11 protein-coding genes are annotated in these 18037 nt (G+C 44.6%); 5 read left to right on the plus strand and 6 right to left on the minus strand.

Annotated features, from left to right (window positions below; all coding sequences use genetic code 11):
* Nucleotides 1-221 precede the first annotated feature (221 nt).
* The 4 genes from AACV32_RS10920 to hemL form a co-directional block, all read right to left on the minus strand.
* Nucleotides 222-3614: a response regulator gene (locus AACV32_RS10920; RefSeq protein ID WP_170895066.1), complete on the minus strand. Its 3393-nt coding sequence runs from the start codon at nt 3612-3614 to the stop codon at nt 222-224.
* A 199-nt stretch (nt 3615-3813) separates the two neighbouring features.
* A complete protein-coding gene (rsmC, locus tag AACV32_RS10925) occupies nt 3814-4857 on the minus strand; it encodes a 16S rRNA (guanine(1207)-N(2))-methyltransferase RsmC (RefSeq protein WP_017048383.1) in 1044 nt (347 codons plus the stop codon).
* A gap of 83 nt (nt 4858-4940) precedes the next feature.
* Entirely contained in the window at nt 4941-6026 is a 1086-nt protein-coding gene (locus tag AACV32_RS10930; RefSeq protein WP_017045856.1) for an AI-2E family transporter, read from the minus strand.
* 277 nt (nt 6027-6303) lie between these two features.
* Nucleotides 6304-7599 carry a glutamate-1-semialdehyde 2,1-aminomutase gene (hemL, locus tag AACV32_RS10935; RefSeq protein WP_026028237.1) on the minus strand — a complete coding sequence of 432 codons (1296 nt, stop codon included), beginning with the start codon at nt 7597-7599 and terminating at the stop codon, nt 6304-6306.
* 322 nt (nt 7600-7921) lie between these two features.
* Between hemL and erpA the strand changes: the two genes are divergently transcribed.
* The 3 genes from erpA (at nt 7922) to AACV32_RS10950 (ending at nt 12603) form a co-directional block, all read left to right on the plus strand.
* Entirely contained in the window at nt 7922-8263 is a 342-nt protein-coding gene (gene erpA, locus AACV32_RS10940) for an iron-sulfur cluster insertion protein ErpA (RefSeq protein ID WP_026027518.1), read from the plus strand.
* A 126-nt stretch (nt 8264-8389) separates the two neighbouring features.
* On the plus strand, nt 8390-9496 hold the full coding sequence (locus tag AACV32_RS10945; protein WP_170894992.1) for an efflux RND transporter periplasmic adaptor subunit: 1107 nt from the start codon (nt 8390-8392) through the stop codon (nt 9494-9496).
* A gap of 8 nt (nt 9497-9504) precedes the next feature.
* The gene (locus AACV32_RS10950; RefSeq protein ID WP_017049778.1) at nt 9505-12603 is read left to right on the plus strand and encodes an efflux RND transporter permease subunit; all 3099 of its coding nucleotides are present in this window, start codon (nt 9505-9507) and stop codon (nt 12601-12603) included.
* Nucleotides 12604-12654: 51 nt separating this feature from the next.
* Here AACV32_RS10950 and AACV32_RS10955 read toward each other — a convergent pair whose 3' ends face one another.
* Nucleotides 12655-13947 carry a peptidoglycan DD-metalloendopeptidase family protein gene (locus AACV32_RS10955; protein ID WP_170894991.1) on the minus strand — a complete coding sequence of 431 codons (1293 nt, stop codon included), beginning with the start codon at nt 13945-13947 and terminating at the stop codon, nt 12655-12657.
* Nucleotides 13948-14076: 129 nt separating this feature from the next.
* Between AACV32_RS10955 and tyrS the strand changes: the two genes are divergently transcribed.
* Complete coding sequence (gene tyrS / locus AACV32_RS10960; RefSeq protein ID WP_019283242.1) at nt 14077-15264, plus strand: tyrosine--tRNA ligase; 1188 nt, start codon at nt 14077-14079, stop codon at nt 15262-15264.
* A 489-nt stretch (nt 15265-15753) separates the two neighbouring features.
* On the plus strand, nt 15754-16599 hold the full coding sequence (locus AACV32_RS10965) for a magnesium transporter (RefSeq protein WP_064624449.1): 846 nt from the start codon (nt 15754-15756) through the stop codon (nt 16597-16599).
* Here the strand turns inward: AACV32_RS10965 and dacB are convergent.
* Nucleotides 16578-18020: a serine-type D-Ala-D-Ala carboxypeptidase gene (dacB, locus tag AACV32_RS10970; protein WP_170894990.1), complete on the minus strand. Its 1443-nt coding sequence runs from the start codon at nt 18018-18020 to the stop codon at nt 16578-16580. The two genes, AACV32_RS10965 and dacB, sit on opposite strands and share 22 nt — an antisense overlap.
* Between the last annotated feature and the right edge of the window lie 17 nt (nt 18021-18037).

Here is an 18037-nt window from a genome sequence, read left to right on the forward strand (position 1 = left end):
ATTTTTATCATCATTTTGCCTCTTTTTTTCTATTGAGAAGTAAGGTTTGTAATACGCAGTGAATAAGGCGCAGCAGAGTAATGGATGCTTGAGGTTAACATTGATTAAATTTAACTAGTCATCACTCTGGATGCATCAATGGGGTAGTTGTTCCGTTGATGGTCATGCAAATATAGTGATAAAAAAGCCTGCAGAGTGCAGGCTTAATGGTGTTGATGTACTTAGAGTGATGAGGTCAGTAGCTTTTGCAATTTATCGCGCTGCGCTTCGATGTGAGAGCGTTCAGGGCCGTGCTCCTGACAATGATCAAGAATGTAATCTAACGAATTAAGAACGGTACGCCAGCGAGGTGTTTTAGGCAGTGTCTCGATACGTAAGTACTTGTCTAGTGTCCGAGTCTGTAATGTGCTTCTATCGAGATACACTCGCCATAGCCCACTCTGCTCTGCAAAGGTAAACTTGCTTTGGTTACTGACCCGTTCCCAGTAATCTAAAGCACTGGTCATTGCTTCAACCAGTACTTCGCGCATTAAATCTTGCTTAGATTGACTCTCTCCCGATACTTTGTCGGCGATACGAGTGAACTCGCCACCGAGTTCTTTGAGCTGCTGCAGTTTTTCTTTATCGCCTTCAAATGCGTAACTGGATAGCGCTTCAATAGCGGTTTCAAGGTTATTGATGCGCGCTGCATTGATGTTTCCACCCACGTTAAAGATGTACATAGCCTGCAACCCAGAGCCATCCGGTAGTCGTAACACATCAGCAGACATATGTTGACGTGTATCTTCGACATAGATATCGATATTACCGCAGTAATGCTCTTGCTCGACGACTAAGTATTTGGGAGCGATGAGTTCTTCCGCATTTGAGCGCTTTAGTTGTTCTTGGCTGCGCTTAAATAACCGAGCCGCCGCTTCGTTCGCAAAGCGGATTTTATGATCGTCTCGAATGCAAATAATGGCCTCAGGAGCGGATTCAAGCTGCTCTAGTAGACGGCCTTGGGTTTCCAATAAACTGGCCTCTACCATTGCTCTATGCTTCAGCTCTTGTTGCAGTTGGTTGTTCTCAATACGTCTTTGTTCAGCTTTGCTGGCCGTTAAATGCGCCGTAATACGTGCAGCGAGCTCTTGCTTATTAAAAGGTTTCGATAAGTAATCGTTCGCTCCCGCTGCAAAACCACGAACTCTATCGTCAGTTTGATTTAATGCCGTCAACATAATGATAGGTAGCTCGGCATGATCGTATGTTTCTCTTAACTTTTCACAGACTTGGTAGCCGCTTAATCCTGGCATCATAATGTCGAGCAGTAGAAGTTCCGGTTTTTCTTTTTCGACCGCGCTAATGACTTCATTGCCATCTTTAGCGGTGCGGACTTGATAGCCTTCTAAACGTAGGAAGCTGTCTAGGACACGCAGATTGACGGGTTCATCATCTGCTATCAGTAGTACTGGGCCTTCTTTATTTTCAGGTAGTGAATGCATTTCAGGCAGTTCAATGTCTGAAATGGTCGGAGATTGGAAGTGGCCAGCTTCCATATAGCTTGTTGACTCAATTTCCGCTTTTGATGCTAATGGCAAGGTAAAGCTGAATGTCGTACCGACCATAGGTTGGCTACTGACATAAAGCGTTCCTTGCATTAATTCGATCAATTGACGGCTGATCGAAAGACCCAAGCCTGCGCCTTGTCGATAACGACTGGCATCTTGCCCTGCTTGAATCAGTGGTTCGAAGATGTGTTCAAGTTGTTCAGCAGGAATGCCTTGCCCCGTATCGACAACTTGGACACGAATCTTGTCATCAACCACATTGGCTGAAATGACAATTTTCCCTTCAGTCGTATATTTAATGGCGTTTCCTACAAGGTTATAAAGCACTTGCTCTAATCGTTGTGGATCGGCAGAGACCCAAATGCATTCATCAGGGATTTGGTTTATTACGCGAATGGGCTTTTTGTTGAGTAGATGGTTAGACAGCTCTAACACTAAGCGTGTTGCACCGGATAGATCAACAGCACACTGTTTGATATCCAAGCTGCCATAGCGCATCTTATGATAATCGAGTAAGTCATCGACCAAGTTTGTCAGCCGTTGTCCACTGCTGATGATTATGCCCAATTGATAACGATGATCGGCGGTGATAGTTCCACTTGACCCAGAGATCAGTGCTTCTGCAATACCGACCATACCGTGCAGCGGTGTTCTTAATTCATGTGACGTTGTGGCTAGGAATTCATCTTTTAGTTTGTTAGCGAGATGCAACTCATCGTTCTGTTTGCGGATTAATTGAATGTTGCTTTCGAGCTCTTTATTTTGCGCTTTAATCAGCTGCATTTTTTCTCGGATTGAACGCTGCATACGCTCAAAACTCACTGCGAGTCGACCAATCTCATCTTTACGATCGGTATTGATAACATTTTCATCTAAATCCCCAGCTGAGACTTTTTCTGCCGCCCAAGTGAGCTTCAGTAGGGGAGAGGTAATAAAATTAGAGAGATAATGTGAAGCGATGACGACTAAAATAATCGCGGTTAGCATGGCGAAAATAAATAACTTCTCAAGCTGATGAACTCGCGCATAAGCCTCTTTTTCTGGTATCTCTACGACCAAGGCCCAGTTGATATTTTTATTTGCAACAGGTGCATAGGCGGCAATGGTTTTCTCATTCAATGTATTGGTGTAAGTACCAACGGCACTCAACCCAGAAAGTGCAAGATTGATCACTTTTTGACTAGTCTCGATTTCTTGCTGCGTGTAAGAGAGTATTCGAGAATGATGATCTTGCCCGACGAGTAAAGTCCTTATTTGCGATGTCGCATTGGTGTCAGCAACGAGCTTTGTGATGCCATTGTTTGGTAGGCGGAACATGGCGTAGCTGTGCAGGTAGCCCTGTTGAATAATGGGCGCGCCAAGCCAAGCAACTGATTGCCCTTCTTGTTGTGAAAAATCAGAAATAATGACTGGTGTATATTCTTCATTGATTTTTCGTTGTTCGCCAACTTGCTGCTCTAACTGGCGGAATGTTTTACCCAGATTGCTATCTTTGTATTTTCCGGTCAGTAAATTCGTCCCATAGTTGTCGTGCTTATAAACGGAATAAACGACATCACCATCGAGATCCACCAGTAAAATATCGTCAAAATCAGAACGTTTAAGCAGTTCTAAATACGCCCAATGATAGCGTTTGTGCAGTAGGCGATACCGTTCACTGCCTACATAGCTGCTCGATTGTGGCAATATTGACGTTTTTATCTGATCACCAGAGCCAGGAATATAACGCTGCTGGGCATGCTCACGAGCTTGAACAATATCCAGACCAAGTCTTTGGAACGCATTGACTAAGCCGTAAAAGCGCCCTCCACTAGCATAAGCTAACTCTGAACGGACAAACCCCATCACTTCTGATTCTTTGGCCGTGAGGTAATCGAGAACTTGCTGTTGCTTAGTGTCTCTGACTGACAATAAGTGAGACGTGCTTTGTTCTTGAAGATCTTTAGTGTGTGATTGCAGAAAAAAAATGGCAGTCACAGTTAAAGGCGTGATGCTCAAAACGAGAAAAGCCAGCATAAGAGTATTTTGCAGGCGCTTAAATTTTTGCTTACGAGAGAACCTAAACATAGAAAAAGGCATTACTTTCCGTGAGGCTTTAACGGTATGAGGTAGTCGTTAAAGTGAATAAAAAAAACAAAGAAAACCTAAAGTGACGAAATTAACGAGTTTTTTTACTTTGACAAGTAAGTCCTGTGGAAAGCGTGGTCACTAACGCAAAATTCGTAAAAATCATCCAGTTTAGTGACCAATTGAGAGTGGACTACACTTATTGTTGCGACTTTTGTAATGTTTTTTTTGCGTGGTAAATGATGAATTTGTTAGTCTTATTTAACACCTCGCAATGACCATAAGCCTGTTCAATTAGCGGGGTATATTTAAGAAAACTGTTGGCCACAATAAAAAGTTCGCCTTTCACGGTTTGATGGCTTGGTGCGTTAGCCAGTAAGGCTTCTGTCGCACTATAGCTGGTCTCTAATCCGGAGTGGAAAGGGGGGTTTGAGACGATAAATTGATAATCTTTAGCGGTATCTGAGTAGACATCAGAGGCAAATACATTCCCTGATATGTTATTTGCTATCAAGGTTGCTTTGGTTGATTCAATCGCAAGCGCGCTGATATCGCACAGTTCAATCTCGATATCTGGGTTTAATGTGGCCATTACTGTACCCAGTACACCAGCACCACAACCAAAGTCGAGAACTTTACCTCTTAGTTTAGGCAGTGTATCGAGTAACAGTTGGCTGCCGAGGTCAAATTCGCCATGACTAAATACGCCAGGTAAACTTTTTACAATCAGTGCGTGTTGCTGATACTGCACCTGATAAGTTTTGAACCAGTCTGCAATTTGGAAGCTTGGTGGCTGCTGAGTGCATTGCCCCCAATAGAACGAACAGCGTCGAGCTGAATCATACTTTTTAACCACCCCATAAGCTGCAAACATTTTTTCAATGCTTTTTATGCCCGAGCGGTTTTCACCCACGACCACAATCTCAGTCTCTTTGCCCAGTTTGGCCAACAGCATCGCAAGTAGATATTCAGCTTCCTGCTTCGCTTTGGGCCAGTAAAGCAGAATCATGTCAGCATCGGTTTTTTGCTCAAATTGAGCGCCAAAATGACATGTAATTTGTGAATAGGATTCGAGTTGGCGGTAGTAACCATAATGAGTGGTGAACACCGAAACAGAGCGACAATGATTAGCTAACTCTACAGGAAATAAATCCTCCGCTTCTCCAGCCACTAAAAGATGTTTTCCTTCGAAATAAGCAAGCTGACGCTGGGCAATTTGACTTGGTGCGGTGTAACTGGACATAGTGGGCTCTGCGCTAAAAAAGAGGGGCAGATTCTCGCACAGTCTGCCCCTTGCTTCTAGCTTGATCGTCAGTAAGTCAAAAGTTAGCTATTATCTTGTTGATTGAGAAAACCTTTAAACTCTTCCTCATAAATATTAAACAGCACCATAGTGATGGCAAAAATGAGTGGGCCGTAAATTAACCCAATCAGGCCAAACAGCTGAATACCACCGAGCAGAGAAAAGAAGATCATTAAGGTGTTCATGCCCGCGCTCCCTTGCATTAAAAAGGGCCGCAATAAATTATCAATTGAGCCAACAACGATAACGCTCCAGAGGGCCAAGAATATGCCCCATGTGCTATCTCCGGTTAGAAAGAGATAAATAGTGGCTGGAATCCATATCAGAGCAGTACCGACAACCGGAATAAACGAAGCAAACCCCATCATGGTGCCCCAAAATAATCCAGGGAAACCGGCGAGCCACATACCAAACCCACCCGCAAAGCCTTGCGCTATTGCGGTTAAAAATGACCCCATGACAGCCGATTTGGAGACTTGCTCAATTTCGCAGAGCAACCTGTCTTCTTGACTACGCGACAACGGCAAGATGTGCCTAAGAGCGCTGATGAGCTTATCGTGATCACGGAGTAGGAAAAACAACACGAACAGCATTAAGAAGAAATCCATCAAAAAACTGGTCGCATCACCCAGCACTTTTGCGCTAATACTGACCAAGTTGGTGCCAAATGAACTGGCAAATTGCCCCACTTTTTGTGCGATTTGTTGTGGCTGAATTTCATCAAAGGGCAAATATTGATTCGCAATGGCGAGTCCTTTGACAATCCAAGGATGAGCAAAGGCGGTTTGAATGCCACCATGAGTGACCCATTGGTACATGTTCTGAGAAAATACCGACCCTTGCTGCACAATAGCAGCAAAGACAAACAGCAGTGGAATCACAATAATAAACGTCAAAATAATACACGAGAGAAACGAGGCGGTATTTTTGTATTTGGGGATTTTTCGTTCGAGCCACTCATGAATGGGAAACATCAATAACGAGATGATGAAAGCCATGACAATCGAGTTGATATAAGGTGCAATCAACAGATAACAAGCAATAGCCGCAGCGACAAGTGCCGCAATGAGCACCCAGTGGCTAGAGGTGATTTTCACTTTTTCTGACACGTTGTTAATCCAACCTTGTAAAGTAATAGGGTTATAATGACTGCAAATCAGCGTGTTATCAATGAGGAACTGATGAGATGGGATGTTGTGATAATGAAAAAGGGTGTCAAAACCAGCATAAAAAAAAGTTGAAGCTACCGTGGTTTGCCATCAGCATGATGGCGTTGGTCGTTTTAGTGATTTATTACTGGCAATGATAGCTTGCTTATTGAGTCTGAAATGAATAAAGGGCTGATCTACAGCCCTTTATAATTATGATGAGTCTGCCTAATGGTGCTTATTCCGCTTGAGCTGCCATCATCGCAAAGCAGCGATCGGCCGCTTCTAATGTCGCTTCAATTTCTTTGGAACCATGCGCCAAAGAGGTAAAACTTGCTTCAAAAGCTGAAGGCGCTAAATAGACACCATGATCGAGCATCAAATGGAAGAAGCGCTTGAAACGTTCAACATCACATTTTGCGACTTCTTCATAACAGGTGACGCGTTCTTGATCGGTAAAAAAGAAGCCGAACATGCCACCAACTTGGCTGACCAGCAAAGGAATACCGTGTTTGTCTGCGAGTTCTTTGAATCCATCAGCCAATTGCTTTGTTTTGGCCGCGAGACGTTTTTCATTGCCTTCTTCTTTTAGAAGCGTCAAGCAGGCATAACCCGCAGCCATAGCCACAGGGTTACCTGATAGCGTACCAGCTTGGTACACCGGGCCCGTTGGAGCGATGTATTGCATCACATCACGGCGTCCACCAAAAGCGCCAACAGGCATACCACCGCCGATCACTTTCCCTAGCGTTGTTAAGTCTGGTTTGATGTTGTAGTAAGCCTGTGCACCACCTAGTGCAACACGAAAACCTGTCATTACTTCATCAAAGATCAGCAGAGCGCCTTCTTGGTCACAAATCTCACGTAAGCCTTCATGGAACCCTTCTACTGGTGGAATGCAGTTCATGTTGCCCGCGACTGGTTCGACGATAATGCAGGCTATTTGGTCTTTATTGGCCGCGAACAATTCACGTACAGATTCTAAATCATTAAAAGTGGCGGTCAGTGTATGTTTAGCAAAATCAGCAGGCACACCAGGAGAGCTTGGTTGGCCTAATGTTAAGGCGCCAGAGCCTGCTTTTACTAGCAAACTGTCCGCATGACCGTGATAGCAGCCTTCAAATTTTAAAATTTTATCGCGCCCAGTGAATCCACGAGCTAAACGAATGGCGCTCATCGTCGCTTCGGTACCGGAACTGACCATACGCAACTGTTCCATTGATGGAACCAGCTCAGAAACTAATTCTGCCATATCGATTTCCATCTCGGTCGGCGCACCAAAACTGAGACCGCGCTGCGCTGCGCCTATCACGGCTTCACGAATGACCGCATGGTTGTGGCCTAGTATCATTGGCCCCCAAGAGCCGACATAATCAATATAAGCTTTGCCATCAGCATCAAAAATCAACGGGCCGTCTGCGCGGTCGATAAAAATCGGCGAGCCACCAACTCCGTTAAAAGCACGTACAGGAGAGTTAACTCCACCGGGGATTGCACGTTGTGCCTTTTGATAAAGCTCTGCTGATTTGGTCATGGATTTATCCTCTTCTGCTTGTTCGGACCAGTTGGTGTCGCATTGTATACCCAAACTCACCAAAGACACTTTTTTTCACTCATTTTCTGAGCCCATTCACAGCCAAATAAGCGCCGTATAGTGTACAACTCACGCGACAGTGAGTGTTTTTTCAGTGCATAATGCCTCGATAGTTGGAGTTTTAGCTTAAGTGACGGTGAATACTTGAACGAATAGGTCAGGTATTAGATAATCATTGCATTATTAAAAAAGAATCACCTTTACAGGCATAAGTTAAGCATAATAAGTCTGACAGGTATTAACACGAGTGAGAGAGGCCATCGTGAGTGAAGTAAATGTACCATTGTCATTTTCTGATACTGCAGCACAACGCGTAAAAATGTTGATTGCTGAAGAAGAGAATCCAGCGCTAAAACTGCGCGTTTATATTACTGGTGGTGGTTGTAGCGGTTTTCAATATGGGTTTACCTTTGATGAAAATGTAAACGATGGCGATACAACAATCGTTAATAGTGGCGTGACATTAGTGGTTGACCCGATGAGCTTACAATATTTGATAGGTGGCATTGTCGATTACACAGAAGGCCTAGAAGGCTCTCGTTTTTTTGTCAACAATCCTAATGCAACAACAACATGCGGTTGTGGTGCATCATTTAGTGTTTAACTAAAAAAGGTTCGATGCACAATTAATCTACTGTAGCTAATTAAGCTTAATAGCCCTACGTATTTGGATGTAATGTAGGGCTTTGCCTTAACCTTAAGAAGGCAAGAACATAATAAAGGATTATTTATGCCTGATACCAAAATCAGCCGTTCATCTATTGGCCGCTTTTTTTCGCAACGACCTTGGCTACTCTCGACGATTTTTATCCTACTTCTCTGTTTTTGGTTAGGTTTTGGGGCATTGAAAGCGGAAGAGCCCCGGCAAACTGCCAATGACACCATTCCTCTTGCGAAAGTTATTTACCAATCTTTTGAGGCTGAATCGACCGATAAGCATATCGATCTTTACGGTCGGACCGCACCTAATCGTCAAGCTAAAATTGGTGCTGAAATCGCAGGAAAAATTACTCAGATATCGATAGCAAAAGGACAGCCTGTCAATAAAGGACAACAGATCGTCTTAATCGATCAAGCTGATCTAGCAGCTCAATTAGAGAGTGCGCAAGCCTTGTTCAAACTCAAACAAAAAGAATTCAGTGCCGCTGAGTCGTTAAAAAATCGAGGCTTACAAGGCGAAGTGGCCTTTGCTTCGGCGCAAGCCGCTTTGGCGGAAGCCAGCGCTGTGCAAAGTCGTGCTCAATTGGCTTTACGTAATACATCAGTTGTGGCTCCCTTCGATGGCATTGTTGAAGACATCTTGATAGAAAAAGGCGATTTTGTCGGAGTAGGTGACCCGATGGTCACCTTTATTGATCTCAGTAAATTAGTGATAGAAGCGGATGTCAGCGAACGACACATCCAAAAAATCAAACAAAACCAAACCGCTCGTGTACGTTTTATCGATGGTTCTATTATCGATGGCAAGGTTCGTTATATTTCTCGCGTCTCATCACCTACCACCAACACGTTTGCTATCGAAGTGGAATTAGACAATCCCAATCAAACGATCCCCGCGGGTGTGAGCGCTGAAGTGGAGATGAGTTTGGAAACACAACTGGCGGTGAAAATCACGCCTGCCATGCTTGCGCTGGATGATCAAGGAAATTTAGGTGTTAAAACTCTGCAGCAAGATCGTGTTCGCTTCATCCCCATTCAATTGGTAAAAGCGGAGCAAGATGGTGTGTGGCTAACTGGGCTAGGGGAGACGGTGGATATTATCACCGTTGGGCAAGGTTTTGTTCGAGATGGTGATCAAGTGATTGCGGTCAAGAAACCTAACCACTCAGTGCAGTAGGGGGCGCCATGTTTTCTATTATTGATGCGGCGCTCTCTCGCTCGCGCACTATGTTATCGCTGCTGATTTTTATCTTGATCGCTGGCGTGGCGACCTATTTTTCGATCCCTAAAGAATCGAGCCCTGACATTACTATTCCTATTATTTATGTCTCCGTAAGTCATCAAGGCATATCACCGAGTGATGCTGAGCGCCTTATCGTGCGGCCCCTAGAGCAAGAAATGCGCTCTATTGAAGGCGTAAAAGAGATGACGTCGAATGCTTCCGAAGGGCATGCTTCTGTAGTTTTGGAATTTAACGTTGGCGTTAACCTTGATAAAGCGATGGCGGATGTGAGAGATGCGGTCAATTTGGCCGAGCCGAAGCTACCAGCAGACAGCGATGAGCCGACCGTGAACGAAGTAACATTGGCATCAGAGCAACCGGTATTATCAGTGGTGCTTTATGGCACTTTACCAGAGCGAGCCATCGTACAAATTGCAAGGCAGTTGAGAGACAAATTAGAAAGCTACCGACAAGTATTAGAAGTTGATATCGCTGGCGATCGCGAAGATATTGTTGAGATCATTGTCGATCCCCTATTGATGGAAAGTTACGGACTCGATCAAGGCGATATCTATAACTTAATCGCACTGAATAATAAAGTCGTTGCGGCGGGTTTCGTCGATACGGGCTACGGACGTTTTTCCGTAAAGGTTCCTTCTGTTTTTGAATCCTTGAAAGATGTGTTAGAGCTTCCGGTGAAGGTTGATGGTAAGCAAGTAATCACCTTTGGCGATATCGCGACCGTCAGACGAGCATTTCGGGACCCCGAAAGCTTTGCTCGTTTAGATGGCAAATCGGCGGTGGTGTTGGACGTTAAAAAGCGTGCTGGTGAAAATATCATCGAAACCGTTGAGCTGGTAAAAACGGTAATGGGAGAGGCGCAAAAACGGGAAGATTGGCCAAGTAATTTGTTGGTGAAATACACGTGGGATGAGTCGAAAGACGTTGAAATCATGCTCAACGATCTACAAAACAATATTCTGTCGGCCATTATTTTAGTCGTGATCGTGATTATCGCTATTTTGGGAATGAGGACGGCGCTGCTGGTTGGTATCTCAATACCAGGCTCATTTTTGACCGGATTATTAGTCTTGTCGGTGTTTGGACTAACCGTCAATATTGTCGTGTTATTTGCATTAATTATGGCGGTTGGCATGCTGGTTGATGGAGCCATAGTGGTAACTGAGTTTGCTGATCGGCGCATGCAAGAAGGTGTGCCGCGTAAAGAAGCGTATCGAGATGCCGCAAAACGGATGGCATGGCCGATTACCGCATCAACCGCTACTACTTTAGCCGCTTTTGCCCCTCTGCTTTTTTGGCCAGATATCACGGGTGAGTTCATGAAATACTTGCCTCTCACGCTTATCGCTACACTGGCTGCTTCATTGATTATGGCACTGCTTTTCGTACCTGTGCTAGGAGGCTTAATTGGCCGACCGCAACATGCTTCGGCTGCCAGTCAAGCACGGATGATTGCTTTACATGAAGGTGATTTTGCCCAAGCGACGGGCATCACCAAGCTCTATTATCACACGTTGGCCATTGCGATTCGTCACCCACTTAAAATACTGTTCAGTGCGATAGTGCTCGCGATTGTGATTGGTTTTGCTTATGCCAAAGCAGGGCTCGGTGCCGAATTCTTCCCTGAGGTGGATCCGCCTTATTTCACCGTTAAAGTTCGTTCTTATGGCGATCTTTCCATCCAAGAAAAAGACACCTTAATGCAAGAAATTGAGCAGGTGATGCTTGGCCATGAGGAATTTGAGAGCGTCTATACTCGAACGGGGGGAGAGGATGAAATTGGCCAGATTCAAATTACCCCTGTTGATTGGCAATATCGCCGCACCGTCAAAGCGATTATTGAAGAGCTTAAAAGCACCACGGATCAGTTTTCAGGGGTGGAAATCGAGTATAAATTTCCAGATGCAGGGCCACCGGTTGAGCATGATCTGGTGATTGAAATGTCGGCGCGTACTCCTGAAAATCTTAATGAGGCCGCTAAAATGGTCAGAAAGTGGGCTGATAACAATCCCGCGTTGACTAATATCAGTGACACCTCAAATAAAGAAGGAATTGACTGGCGAATTGATATTCGACGTGATGATGCTTCTCGATTTTCAGCCGATGCGACATTGGTAGGTAACACAGTGCAATTTGTGACTAATGGACTAAAAATTGGTGACTACTTGCCTGATGATGCAAACGAAGAGGTCGATATTTTGGTGCGTTATCCAGAGGATAAGCGGGATATTGGTCGATTTGATCAGTTACGGGTCAACACACCCGCAGGTCTGGTGCCGATAACCAATTTTGCGCAGATAAAACCGGATCACAAACAAGATACGATCAAACGGATTGATGGCCGACGGGTTATCGATATTATGGCGGATCTAAAGGAAGGGTATAATCTGGCCCTTGAATTGCCGAAAGTTACTCAAGCATTGTCGGAACTGAATTTACCTAATGGGGTGGAGTTTAAATTACGAGGGCAAAATGAAGAGCAGGAACATTCCTCAGAATTTCTAAAAAATGCATTTTTGATTGCGCTGGTGGTGATGGGGTTAATTCTGGTTACGCAATTTAATAGTTTTTACCAAGCATTCCTCATTTTAAGTGCAGTACTGTTTTCAACGGTCGGAGTATTTGCGGGCCTGCTGATTTTCCAAAAACCTTTCGGCATTATTATGTCAGGTATTGGGGTCATCGCCTTGGCAGGCATCGTGGTGAATAACAATATCGTATTGATAGATACTTATAACCAACTGATACGCAGAGGCTTGTCAAAACAAGAGGCCATCTTACGCACTGGTGTTCAGCGTTTAAGGCCCGTTTTATTGACCACAGTGACGACTATTTTAGGGTTATTGCCAATGGTACTGGAGATGAACATCGACTTGATTAACCAGAAAATTGAGTTTGGCGCTCCCAGCACGCAATGGTGGTCACAACTCGCCACGGCCGTTGCGGGAGGCCTTGCTTTTGCCACTGTCTTAACGTTAGTACTGACGCCTTGCTTGTTGATGTTGGGGCGTAAGGAACCACCACCTACTCTCGAAGAGTAATCTACTCAATCTTACACAATGAGGCCCACATTATTGGTGGGCCTTTTCTTATTATTTATTGGCATAGAGTAATTGGCTATAGCGTTCTAGCTTCCCAAGCCTAATTTGAGCATTGGCGATAAAGGTGGTTTTTGCTTGGCCCGTTAAGGATTTAGATTGCGGTAAAGAGACCGTTCTTGGGTTTTTGTGTACACCGTTGACCAAAAATTCATAGTGGAGATGAGGGCCAGTGACTCTTCCAGTCCCTCCTAAAGTACCAATCGTTTGTCCTTGCTTGACTCGTTGACCCGTTTTGACCATACGTCGTTGTAAGTGTAGGTATTTGGTAATGTAGGTGTTGCTGTGACGAATAAACACATAATTACCATTAAATTGGTTGTAACTTGATTTCTCAACCACACCATCGCCGGCGGCCCAAATTGGGGTACCAACTGGCGCGGCATAATCGGTTCCTCTGTGTGCGGTGACTTTTCCTGTGACGGGGTGGCGACGCACAGGATTGAAATTCGATGTCACGCGACGAAAATCGATCGGCGAGCGTAAAAAGGCCTTTTTCATGGCCCGGCCATTTTCGTCATAGTAATTGCCTGTTGCATCGTCCAATATTGCTGTGAACGTCGTACCTTGGTTGGTAAAGGCGGCGGCAATGATATTTCCGCGGCCAATTACCTCACCTTCCACCACCTTTTCTTGGAATAGCAGCTTAAATTGGTCACCTTCACGAATATCTAACGCAAAATCCACATCCCAACCAAATATACCCGCTAACTCCATGATTTGGTTTGCCGTTAAACCCGCGCTTATCCCCGCATTCCAAAAATTTGAAGTAATGATCGCTTCGGCATAGTTGTACTGGAACATCAGCTCTTTTTTATCAAACTCAGAAGCAAAGCCATCGCCCGATTTAGTGATACGAAAGGTTTCAAAGGCGCTAATAATGCGATTGAGTTGAACAAGTTCATTATTTTCATCAAAGCCAAATTGCAGCTCATCTCCTGGCTTAAGTCGTGAAAGCTGGCTGTCAATATCACGATTTGTTGCCGTGAGTTGATAGAGTAAGCGAGCCGAAAGCCCAATTCGCTGAAATAATACGGCGGCACTTTCACCCGATTTAACTTGATAAGTTTCCCAACGCAGCATGGTCGAAGGCGAGATAGATATTCCCGGAGAGAGTGCTTCTGCGTTAATGGTTAATGGATAATGGCGACCAATTTCTAGACGATTCGGATCCTGAGCGAGATCTTCAGGATTTGGCAGAAATAGCAGCGCGAAAACCATGAGTGCGCTTAAAAAGGCGATGAGGATTCGATGCACCCAAGGGAGACGAGCGAAAATTGAAAGCATATTTAGGTTCGTTTAGTAAATTATAAAGAAATTAGCCGGTTCGTTAGTCTAACTGGTTTCAAAAAGCATCGCTATTCAAGTAAGATGTTCAACTATTAAATTTTGCCAAATCTGTAGGAGTGAACAAGAATGGCGAGTATTGAAGCGGCTTTAGCTGAAATTAAACGCGGCGTTGAAGAGCTAATCCCAGAAGATGAATTGATCGCGAAACTGAAAGAAAACCGTCCACTGCGCATTAAATTAGGTGCTGATCCAACGGCTCCAGATATCCATCTTGGACATACGGTGATCCTCAATAAATTACGTGCATTTCAAGATTTGGGCCATGAAGTCACCTTTTTGATTGGTGATTTCACGGGTATGGTTGGTGACCCAAGCGGTAAAAATACCACGCGTCCACCGCTCACTCGTGACGATGTTTTGCGTAATGCTGAAACCTATAAGACACAAGTGTTTAAGATCCTCGATCCGGCTAAAACGAAAATTCAGTTTAACTCTGAATGGTTGTCTCTATTGGGCGCGGAAGGCATGATCCGTCTTGCATCGAACCAAACAGTGGCACGCATGCTAGAGCGCGATGATTTCAAAAAGCGCTACGCTAATGGTCAGCCTATTGCCATTCATGAATTCATGTATCCACTCCTACAGGGTTATGATTCAGTCGCGATGGAGACAGATGTTGAGCTTGGCGGTACTGACCAAAAATTCAACCTACTGATGGGCCGTGAACTGCAAAAAGCACATGGTCAAAAACCACAAGTTGTCTTGATGATGCCACTGCTTGTTGGTTTGGATGGCGAGAAAAAAATGTCCAAATCAGCGCACAACTACATTGGTGTCAGTGAATCGCCAAGTGAAATGTTTGGCAAAATCATGTCGATCTCTGACACATTAATGTGGAGCTACTACGAGCTGCTTTCTTTCCGTCCATTGGAAGAAGTCGCACAGTTCAAAGCTGATGTTGAAAATGGCACGAATCCACGCGATCTTAAAATCTTGTTGGCGAAAGAGATCATTGCACGTTTTCACTCTAAAGAAGAGGCGGATGCGGCTGAGCAAGAGTTCATCAACCGCTTCCAAAAAGGTGCGATGCCAGAAGAGATGCCAGAATTTGAATTTGCAGCGGGTATTGCTATCACTAACCTGCTCAAAGAGGCGGGTTTAGTGGCTTCAACGTCTGATGCGATGCGAATGATCAAGCAAGGCGGTGCCAAACAAGATGGCGAAAAAATCGACGACAGCAAAAATGTACCAGCCGCGGGGACTTATGTTTACCAAGTCGGCAAGCGTAAGTTCGCACGAGTTATTGTAAAGTAAAAATCACAGTAAAGTGAACCGTCTATTCATCAAAGCGCCTAAGGGCGCTTTTTTGCTGGGCCTGATCTTGGCATATTAATTAGCCATTAAATCTCCAATCTGAATGGTGGTTTTTTGTGATTGAGTATGGTTGAAATTGAAACGCATTGGATGCAAAGATCAGAGTGTATTTCGCCAAAGGCTTTGGTACAATTTGCGCACTGCTAATTGAGCAGTACTTTCGGAGATTTTTATGAACAATACCGACCATCCCCCTAGTATGAAGGGAGAAAAATAACCGCTTTCGGTATTGGCGATCTTCGCTCCTACCTTCAGTGGTAGGGCTTATCTTTTCTGATTTACACCTCTCGATTTTTCTCCTGCTCTCTAGTTTGAGATGAAAACCTATCTATGAATTACATTGATGAATAATGACGTCATTGCTCATGAATATATTGCATTTGGGTATCATTTCGATGGTCGTTACCTTTGCCAATCGGGAGATTCGCCATGACGGTAATGAGCAACATTTATATTGAAAATTCACCTAACTTTTCTTTAGAAGAGATTGGTGCGGCTCGTAATGCGTTTTTGCAGTACGAACAGCAAAAACAGGTACATTTATTGGCAGTGATGCCTATCGAAGAGGCAGTGGCGATTTTACGTCACTGTACTATTGGTTATGTTCAGCAACTACTCAGTGAATTAGATAAAGGGGGCTATGACATTCGCGCTCGCCATTACGCTAACCAATTGGGGTTTATTTACTCAGAAGTTGAAACGGCGCAAAGCTATTTAACCACTAGCGTGATTGAACATGTGAAGCAGCGTATTGGCTGGATTATTGTATTGGCACTACTTGGTATCGTATCCGGGCTGATTATTACCCAGTACGAAGATACATTGAGCCAGCTTGTGCTCTTGGCTGTGTATATGCCTGTTATTGCCGCTGCAGGTGGGAATACTGGCTCGCAAGCTGCGACGTTAGTCGTGCGCGCGTTGGCGGTTGGTGAATTACGCAAACGTCAATGGTTGCGTGTATTGTGGAAGGAGTGCCGTGTTGCGGTTTGCCTTGCGTTGGCTATCTCTGCGGTGATGGTGGCTCGCATTATGTTGTTTAGTGATGCCAACTCAACCGGAGGCTTTCCACTAGAAAACATTGCGTTTGCAATTGCGGTTGCGCTCTTTATCCAAGTCACCATTTCCACGACGATTGGCGGCTTATTACCCATTGCTGCGCGCGTTTTTAAATTAGATCCAGCGGTATTAGTTAGCCCAGTACTGGCTTCTATCGTCGATATTTCCGGGATGTGGATCTACTTTAACGTAGTGAACTATTCATTAGGACTGAGTTGACTGAACTTAACGACATCTTCAAAGAAGAGCGTCTCAAATTGAGCAATTGGGGCGGTAACACTAGTGTTATCGCCTTGATCTTGCGGATAATAATCAGTGATGAATTGAACAAATAATGTACTCGGTTTTCCTTGTTTATCTAAACCGAAGCCCGCCATGTTATGCGTTCCATAAAGCGAACCACTTTTGGCAATTAGCTGCCCTTGTATAGCTTGGCCACGCATACTACGTCGGTACTGTAAGGTACCGGATTCACCGGCTTTAGGCATGATGTCAATAAGCTTAAGGGTTTGATTATTAATCCAAATGTAATTCAGCACATCCACCATATTTTGTACTGACAGGCGGTTGTTACGTGATAAACCCGAACCATCAGCCAACTGAGCTTGTGCCAAGTTGATGCCTGTTCGAGAAAAAAGGATCTGCTTGATCGCCTCGGTGCCATTACTAAAACTGCCGGGTTGAATAAAAAAATGCTGGCCAAGTGTTTTGGTTAAACTGTCAGCAATCAAATTGTCAGACTCTTTAAGCATCATTTCTAACAACGGGTACAGTGGCATAGATTGATGTGTTGCTATCAATGAACCCTTTTCTATGCTCAGTTCATCTTGCTTTACACCCAGCTTAACCTCGCCTAGTAATTCAATGCCCACTTGTTTGAGTTGCTTATAAATCATACGTGTGGCGTATAAGTTTGGGTCTTGCACGGCAAACTTTAGTGGCAGAGGTTGTGTTCGCTCGGCCAAACAGCCGTCGAGCTGGTAATGGTTCTGCTCTGAAGTACGCAGTTCTAAATCACAGCGAGCGCTCTCTTGTTCAGTCTTAGTGACACTTCTTGCGTAGCTGGTCACGTGAATGGGATAGTGCTCAGGCACATAAACCCGAGTTTTCCCGTTCGGTTGCGTATAAATAGAGGCTTGCACACAATTACCATCCAGAGTGATTGCACTTGATGGGGCGCTATAGCATACCCCCAGAATATCCCAAGGTGATCCAACCGCGCGGTCGTAACCTGAAAAGGCTGAATTATCTAACCAAAGGTTGCCTTTTATTTGTGAGATGCCCTGTTTTTTTAGCTCGCTGAGTAGCTGCTTCATATCTTGGCTGGTTAACGTAGGGTCGCCAGAGAAGTGAATAACAATGTCATCTCCATGTTGAGTTAGTTGAGTCGTGAAGCGAAATTGTTCGCCAAGCTCTAGCGTGGCGGCAAGCGCGGTGAGCATTTTTAAAGTGCTGGCAGGAGGGAAAAGCGCTTGTATGTTATCAGTATCTTGAAAAACCTGTTCAGTGGCTAAAGAGTGAACGAATAAACCCACCCGAGTACCTTGTGGCAGTGTTTGCAAAGGCGTATACGCCAAAGTCGATAAAGGAAGGAAGAATGAGAGGATGAATAAAAAAGCACTGCGGTTTAATAAGAGCATAACACGGCATTTCAGGG

The organism is Vibrio sp. B7 (genome assembly GCF_963888765.1).
Taxonomy (GTDB): domain Bacteria; phylum Pseudomonadota; class Gammaproteobacteria; order Enterobacterales; family Vibrionaceae; genus Vibrio; species Vibrio anguillarum.